At 52.4% G+C, this 8,025-nt stretch carries 7 protein-coding genes; all 7 read right to left on the reverse strand.

The features are described 5' to 3' along the window. Positions 1–62 precede the first annotated feature (62 nt). Entirely contained in the window at positions 63–638 is a 576-nt protein-coding gene (locus E1162_RS05905; protein WP_155128227.1) for a transglycosylase SLT domain-containing protein, read from the reverse strand. Next, the gene (locus E1162_RS05910) at positions 592–2,067 is read right to left on the reverse strand and encodes a flagellar hook-length control protein FliK (RefSeq protein ID WP_155128230.1); all 1,476 of its coding nucleotides are present in this window, start codon (positions 2,065–2,067) and stop codon (positions 592–594) included. The genes E1162_RS05905 and E1162_RS05910 overlap by 47 nt, the downstream gene beginning before the upstream one ends. After that, positions 2,064–3,284: a MotC family chemotaxis protein gene (locus E1162_RS05915; protein ID WP_155128233.1), complete on the reverse strand. Its 1,221-nt coding sequence runs from the start codon at positions 3,282–3,284 to the stop codon at positions 2,064–2,066. The genes E1162_RS05910 and E1162_RS05915 overlap by 4 nt, the downstream gene beginning before the upstream one ends. Beyond that, a complete protein-coding gene (locus tag E1162_RS05920; RefSeq protein WP_155128236.1) occupies positions 3,274–4,923 on the reverse strand; it encodes a MotB family protein in 1,650 nt (549 codons plus the stop codon). The genes E1162_RS05915 and E1162_RS05920 overlap by 11 nt, the downstream gene beginning before the upstream one ends. Then, a complete protein-coding gene (locus E1162_RS05925) occupies positions 4,923–5,561 on the reverse strand; it encodes a hypothetical protein (protein ID WP_155128239.1) in 639 nt (212 codons plus the stop codon). Before E1162_RS05925 ends, E1162_RS05920 begins: the two co-directional genes overlap by 1 nt. Next, entirely contained in the window at positions 5,561–7,210 is a 1,650-nt protein-coding gene (gene fliF / locus E1162_RS05930) for a flagellar basal-body MS-ring/collar protein FliF (RefSeq protein ID WP_155128242.1), read from the reverse strand. The genes E1162_RS05925 and fliF overlap by 1 nt, the downstream gene beginning before the upstream one ends. A gap of 164 nt (positions 7,211–7,374) precedes the next feature. Beyond that, the gene (locus E1162_RS05935) at positions 7,375–7,938 is read right to left on the reverse strand and encodes a hypothetical protein (protein WP_155128245.1); all 564 of its coding nucleotides are present in this window, start codon (positions 7,936–7,938) and stop codon (positions 7,375–7,377) included. Positions 7,939–8,025 lie beyond the last annotated feature (87 nt).

An 8,025-nucleotide genomic window follows, 5' to 3' on the forward strand; every position in this document is an offset into this window, starting at 1 on the left:
AGGAGCAAACTTGTCCGAGCCTGACTGGCATAATCTGCTCAGATAGTTTCCTAAATTGTATTTTAATTGCAGAAGGTTCGCGCCTCTGGCGTCCACTTTCCAAAGCCGCTTGCAACCATGTTTGTGATTACGCGGCAGATGTAGCGTTTTTGCGCTGGATTGTTATTTGGGCCTGCGTGGTAGCGTGCCACCGCCATGGTCCACGAGCCCTCTCGTTTTTTTAATTCTGACAAAAACCGCGCAGCATATTGAACGTTCTGCCTTGGTCGGAACATATCCGACACAGATGCAAACCGGTGGCCGTGGTAGTGAATGTTGATCTGCATGCAGCCAACGTCGATAAGCTTTTTGCCCCTCGCCTGCTCCCACGCGACTTTGCGCTGACCATCCCTTATGGAGCGCGCATAGTAGGGCTTACCCTCAATGTTCATTGCATAGGGATGAAGCGAATTGCCTTTTCCGGTTTCCGTAATACCAACGGAATAGAGAATACCGAGCGGCACATCATATTTACGTGCCGCATTCTGCATTTCCCGTTCGCACAGCCTCACATCTACTTTGGTTTCCGCGAGAGTAGAGGATGTGGCCCCACTAGAAATAGTGGCCGCTACGCACATCACGCTCAGAAAGCGACGCATGCTCTGCCCCTGATGACAACAGTTCGTCAGCATGGTCCGGTCCGTGATTATTTGAACCGCCCTCACCCTCTCCTGCCTGAGCTTGACGACCAGAACTACCGGAGCGCTCGTCCTGTCCGTGGTTCACGAAACCACGATCTCCGTTACCTGTAGATTGCCTAAAGCTGTCAGCAGCGTCGTCTTTAAACTGTACTGAAATCTGGGCGTTTTCTGCCCGGTAACCGGCTTCTCTGAGGATTTTGCTGAGAACGTTGGTATCCTTCTGCAGCATCTCGAATGCCTCTATAGTGCTTGTCACCATAGAAACGTTGAGCTCGTTGCCGCGCAGCTGCATGGATACTTTAACAACACCGAGGTTGTCGGGACGGAGCTGGATATCCAACTGCTTCATCACCTGTGGTGCTCTTTGAATGTCCAGCTGGGCGCTCTGCTCTCTTGCGGTTCTAATCTCCGGCAAGGTTTTCAAAATTGCATCACCGACCTGTTTGGCCGGAATCCGATTGTCAAGCGCAGGAGGCAGGTGGGTTTCGGTTTTCAGAACCTTTACGTCCAGCGCCTCAGCACCTGCTGACTTGCCAGTACCGTTGTTCGCGGCCTCCAATTGGAGTTCGGAAACCTGAGAAGCCGTCGCTGCCGTTTTCAACGAGCCAGATGCTTGTAAGTCTGCTAACGCGCCTTGCTGTTTAGCCATTTGGTCAGAAAGCTGAACCTGAACCTCTTGTGGCTTAACCAGCCCTTCCAGAGGTACTTTTCCGTTTTGCCCCAAAGCTTGCGCGGCCGAATTGCTCTGCAACTTAGCATCCAACGGCTTTTCTGAGGTACCAAGGTAGCTTTGCAAAATCGCAGACTGACCCTCGCCAATCTTTGCAGCTTTCAACGCACTCGTGCTGTCAGCAAGCCCTGTGGTTTGGAGGAGTTTATCGATGGCGGAAACTTGTGTGTTGGCTTGAGCTGTTTTTAGCTGCACGCCGTCTTCACCAGCCTCAGCTGGCAGAAGTGTAGCGCCCTCGCCCTCAGCCCGCAGAGTCTGCGCTGCCAGTACTTGCTTGAGTACTTTAAGTGCGTCCGCTGGGTTCTCAACTTTGGAGGCGTCCAGCTTAACTTCCAGCTCGCTGCCAACTTGCTCCAACAGAGAAGAAAGGTCTTTCTGGCTATCCTTATTGATGGAATCCAGAAGGTTTTTCAGCTCTTCAGGCATCGCGCCAGTTTCGCCGTCACCACTGCCAGAAACAGTAGTTTCCAGAGCATCTCCATTGGGTGCTTCAGTATTCTCGCCCTTGGGCTGCAAAGCTTTAGAGCGCTCGCCCATATCGTCGATGAAAGAAGAAAATCCATTATCGTCAGCGGCAGCATTTTCCGCGCCCGTTCGACCGGCTGCGCCCTTAATCTGATTTGACGAGGCTGAAAGAACTGTTAGCAAGCTATTCAAAACTCAGCTCCTAGTAACACCTGATGCGCGCTTTCCAATGCACCTTCAACACCCACAAACATCTCGGGATCGCTTAATCGTTCCTCAAGACCGTATTGCGGGACAGCAACGCCAAACTCTGCACTATGAGAGACTGGAGGCGTTGGCCAAGTTCTGATGCTGTTTGCAGTATCTACGATGACGCTTGCCAGAACCTGATCTTGCGAAGAAAGCTTTGCGTGGTCTGCGCTGGACGCTAAACGCAATGCCTCATTCCAGCTTTCACCCACTGCCATTGCCCCTGCCTTGTAGACAATTGCAGCTTCTTCCTGCTCTTTGGTACGCGCTTCGTTTTTAAGCAGAAGGTCGCTTGCGTTCAGCGCAAAGCTCTTGTTGCCATTTAACAAAGACGCTCGTGAGATTTTGGAGAGCATAACGACCTGAGAGTTACCTTCGAATTCGGAGACAATCTGCTCAACGCGTGTCCAGTCATCCTCGGCCTTCAGGTATTCGGATTCAACAATGGCGTCCGCCATCTGGTCCCTGAAGCTGTCTGCGAAAACCGAACGTGCGTATTGGAATAGGTATCGCTGTGCCAAGCGCTGGAATTTCTGGTGGTCACCCATCTTAGCAACGAGCGGTGTCTGACGGCGCAAGGCACTTTCTTCCACTAGCGTTCCGGGCATAAACAGGCGAGCCAGATCGAAATATCGGTTGGCTTCTTTTGGATCTTCCAGAGAAAGCAAGATACCTTGTGCAAGCGCAATCTGCCCTGCAAGGCTTACCGGTTGCTTCATGGCATCCACCTTCATTAGAAGGTTGCGGGCAACTGCACGATTGCCCTGCGAATAGGCCATTGCCCCAGCAAACAGGTTGGCGTCTGCGTTAAACTCTACGCCTCTGCGCGCTAGCTCCTGAAACACCGCGCCGGAACCGCCGCTGAGCATAAAAGCAATAGCCGCGTTGGCGTGCCTGCGCTCATTCCATACAGCTTCATCCAGCATCAAAAAGCGCCGACCAAGAACAAGAAGCGAAGGCTGCAAGAGTTTGTAGGCTTCCAAGTTTCCTTCAATAATTTCGTCTTGAAGAATTTGGAGCTCCAGAACCATAGCATCTGGGTCACTTGTGACATCAATTTGTGCGTGGGCCTGATGGCTGAAAATAACGGCAGTAAGGGCGACGGCAGATACCGCGCCCTTTGCCCACATTCTTAGCTTAGAAGTTTTTTCAGCCAGCATCGGCAACCCCGTTCATCAAGATAATCTCGATACGGCGGTTCTGCGGCGCATAAGCGTCTTCCGCGACCTTCAAACGACGATCCGAATAACCTTCGATTGCGACAATTCTCTCTTCGTCCAAGCCGCCATGCACCAGCATGTGATAAGCCATGTGGGCACGAGCAGTTGAAAGACGCCAGTTATCGTAGTTTTTGGATCGGAACGGCCGGCCATCGGTGTGGCCACGCACTACGATGTCACCTTCACGCGACTTCAGCACACCCGCGATCTTTTCCATTGCCAAAACGATTTCAGGACGAGGCTCTGCGGAGCCAACCGAGAACATTCCGAATTTCTCGTTATCGGTAATCTGGATCAAAACACCGTCTGCATGCTGTGCAAATTCGATGCTTGCACCTGATGCAATGCCTTCGAGCGCATTACCTACTGCGTTTTTGACATCAACGAGCTTGTTGTCAGACAGAACCTCTTTGTCTTCACCTGACTTTGAAGCAACCTCAACGGTCTTATCAGCTGTTTTTTCTTCTAGCTGTTTAACCGGCTTTGCAGCTGGGGCCTGTTCTACTTGTTTGAGCTCTGCCGCTTGAACCTGAGGAACCACTTGGCTTTGCACAGTAGCTTTTTCAGGCTTTTCCTGCGCAGGAGCCACATCCTTCATGAGCTTTTCACTCTGGAACAGAGTTGCGATACCCTTGCCCAAGTCCGACTGTTCAATTTCTTCTTGTTCGACTGAGGCAATCTTTAATTTGACGCCTTCCGTTACGTCCGCCTGAGCAAGACCTGTAATCGTTTTACCACCGCGAGCAAGGTCGGCTGCATTTTCCAGAAGCTTGATCTGCGCGGCGGTCAGTTCTTCTACCTTCAGCCCTTCGTCATCAACCTCAAGTGCAGGAATAGTGGCGAGCAGCGCCGCATTACCCGGCAACGGCTCCTTCTGCCAGCCTGATGGATCGAAAGGATCACGGAAGCTCATACCATCAGCGAGGCCCTCACCATCAGGATCACGGTTGGGAGCTGCAAACAGGATCGGCGTATTGGCCTGAGCCAACGCACCTGGTCCGCCTGCACCTGGGGAGCCATCTGTATGAACTAGAGCTTCTGCTTCGACGGCCAAAGCAGCAAGAATGGCATATGGGTTATCGAAGAGTTCTTCTTCCGTGTAGCGCGCTTCAGACTGCTGGTCGGCAACCAGCAATTTACGACCATCCCCTTCTTGGGTCATTTTGGTCTCACCGCGGTCTGTCGGCTTGCTGAGGTTCTTATTCTCTGTAATCGGTGTTGTCTGTTCGCTACCACCGCCTTGGGATGGACCTTCAAGCTCAGTACCACCTACGCCAGCGGGCTTACCGCTATCAATCCCCTCTTCACCATCGGAAGGAGCAGCATCATCAAGAGGGTCTCGCAAGCCCTTAGGTTGCGCAGCAGACTCGACAAGCTTGATTGGGTTGAAGTACTGAACCATGCCTTGGCGCGTCGTTTCATCAGACGCGTTAATCAGCCACATGACGAGGAAGAAAGCCATCATCGCGGTTGTGAAGTCGGCATAGGCGATCTTCCACACACCGTGCGAGTGGCTCTCTTCAAGCCCCTGATAGCGACGGCGAATGATAATCAGTTCTTGTTGATCCAACTTGCCCATTACTGCCCATCACCTACGGTCGAGTGCAATTGCTGCAACCATTGCTCAAGGCCCGTGGACAAATTCATATTCCCCACTGACACATTCAAATCCACACCAGAACTTTCGACATAGTCCATGGCTGGCGCATTCGCGCCCAACTTTTCTTGAAACAGGTCAAATAGCGAGCGCGGTCCGCTCACTTCCAAAATTGGCTCTTTGCTTGCAGAAAGATGGCGCTTCAGCACCTCCGAGAGCGCACCGACAGCCATGTGGCGCGACTGCTCATCAAGGAATGGAACAAGAATAGCGGCAACACTTTCAGCAACCCGCACTTCTATGTTTTGCAGCGAAGCTGTAACGGCAGTGCGCAGCTCCTGCCCCTGCTGCATCTTCCACTCTTGCTCGCCCTTTACAAGCGCAGCTTCCATCTCCTTGCGCATCTCTTCGATACGAGCATCGCATTCACTTTTAGAAGCTTCTTGTCCTTCGGAGAAGCCGTTCTCATAAGCTTCAAAAACGCGCGTTACCCAGTCGCCGCCCTCGCCGTAGCCCTTAGGAAGAAGGGAGACGACATCCTGCATTTCCGCAGCTTGGGTTTCAGCTGATCCCGACGAGCTTTCAAAATCCGCAAGACATTCAGCTATGGAACGCGCCATCAGGCCATCTCTCCGTTATACATCCACTGCTTGAGAATGATTGCGGCCTGAACATCATCCAGCTCCACAGCACGTTCAAGCTTCTTGAGAGATACACGGTTGACGACAGTGCTGCCTTCTTCCTCATTAATGATAAGGCGCTCGATTGCATCAACATCATCGAAGCCGACGTTTTCATGGATTGTGCCCATGCTGCCATCGGCACCAACGTTTGGACCTTCAGCCACCACCTCTTGCTGAACTGGCAGAAGGAAGGCAACAGCTGGACGCAAGCCGAACCAGATGATCATCAGTGTCACAACGAGGATGGCAAGTGCGTTTACAACGCTGCCCATGTTGCGCATCAAGGCATCCATCAAGGTGCTTTCAGGAATTGCGGCGAGCTGCTCCTCACTGGTGAGGAAGTTCACGGCGGAAACATTGATCGTGTCACCGCGATCAGCATTGGTGCCAGCGGCCGCAGAAATGATCTGCTGAATTTCAGAAAGCTTGGCTTCCACAGCTTCAGGAGATGCTTCACCACCAGCGCGAGCCAGCGCTTCGCCGATACGCTCCTGATTAACAACGACTGCGATGGTCAAACGCTCTACGCGGTAATCGTCAAAGTATGTTTCGACGGTGCGGGAGGAGATTTCGTAGTTGGTTAGCTCTTCGCGGCGATCAGCCTCTTCACTGGAGCGCTCACCACCCTGCGCGCTAACATCTTCTTCTGGAAGGTTCTGCTCAACAGTCGTTGGCGTTTCCAGAGAGGAATTCTGAGCCTTGTTATTTTCACGAACAACGCGGAAAGAGCGTTCTACGCGGGAGTCCGGATCAAACGTTGTCTCCGATACCTTCTGCGTATCGGTGTTGATCGCTGCGGCAACACTGACTTCGAAATTGCCAATGCCCAGATACGGAGCAAGCGCACGGCGAACGTTGCTTTCAACGCGGTGCGCTACAGTATCTTCAATTGTTGCTTTACGGCCGGTAGAAGCGCTCTGCGCATCCTCACCTGCAGCCAACAACGTACCGTCGGTATCGAGAACTGTTACCGCATCCGCAGCGAGACCGGGCACGGCAGCAGAAACCAAGTGGCGAATGGACTGTGCCATGGCATTGGAGGCAGCCCCTTCCGTTCTAATAACGACAGATGCCGATGGCTTTTGAGTATCACGCCTGAAGCTTGCTTTTTCCGGCAAAACGAGGTGCACGCGCGCGGCCTTCACCCCTCGCATGGACTGGATCGTTCGCGCAACTTCTCCTTCAAGCGCACGAATTCTGGTCACGCCTTGCATAAAGGAAGTCAACCCCAGTGATCCCATCTGGTCAAAGAGTTCGTAACCTGCGCCTGAGCCGCGAGGAAGCCCTTTCTCCGCCAACAGCATTCGAGCCCGCGCTGTTGTACCCATGCTTACCGTTACAACGGTGCCGTCAGCACTGACGTCAAAAGGAATACCGGCAGTCTGAAGGGCCATACCGATCTGACTAACATCATCTCTGGCAAGGTTTGCGTAAAGAACTTCCTGATCGGGCCTAGAAAGCAAATAGGCAGCAACGCCAATGGCCACAAACGTAAGCACGCCGACAAACGCCAGCGCTATAAGCCGCTGCGTTCCAAGCTGTGCCAAGTTCGAGTAAATTTTTTCGGCGTTTTCGCGGGCTGCCATAAAGGACCTCGAAAGGGTGACAATATTGCCGCTAACTTCGCGCAACAACCTTGCGCGAAAATGGCCTTAGGCAGACCAGCTCGCCTAATAGCGCCGGAGGACCTCACTATTCACCAAAAAATAGCGGATAAAACAGACAGGTGTTTTCCTAAAACTTTAATAGTTCAAAGATCTTGGAGATGAGTTAGGCGACCGTCAGAGATCGGGATTCGCGAATAATTCAGCGAAGAGCCAACCTTTCCAGCCAGCCCTATCGCAGCCATAAATGGCATATCACCGTCGGGCTTACCCCAAGAGGCGTACTTGCTCTGCGCACTATTGATGTCATTCAGCGACAAACATGCAGCCAATCCAGCAGATTGCTTGCCTGCTACATCAATAGTGGCTTCATGCTCTTTACTAATAGGTTCGCATTGTTGCGCGGCAAGTTCCGCTCTAAGACGCTCAGATCCAGAAACCTGATAGCTACTGAGATCACCCTGAACTTCCTCAATCATATTCACGAGGAGAGAGAAATCCTCATCACCCTGCATGACAGCGTCGATTGATTGTTTCAAAGAAGCAAGCCGTCCTTCTATGGAAGGCTGCACACTATTGTCGGCTGCAACTTTGTGACTGCGCAGACCATCTCCCCTTCCCAGGGCATCAATTGCGCGCATTGGGTAACCGTCAGCTCCAAGCTGACTGGCTGATACGCGTTCGCAACCAATTTTACTCGCCAGAGGCATGATACGCACCCCCACAAGTGCACCGGACTTAGAGGTCGTTCCAAAACTTACGGAAAAACCTCAGGGAGACACAACAACTACGGAGCA

Origin of the sequence: Pseudovibrio flavus (assembly GCF_009711345.1) — a bacterium.
Taxonomy (GTDB): domain Bacteria; phylum Pseudomonadota; class Alphaproteobacteria; order Rhizobiales; family Stappiaceae; genus Pseudovibrio; species Pseudovibrio flavus.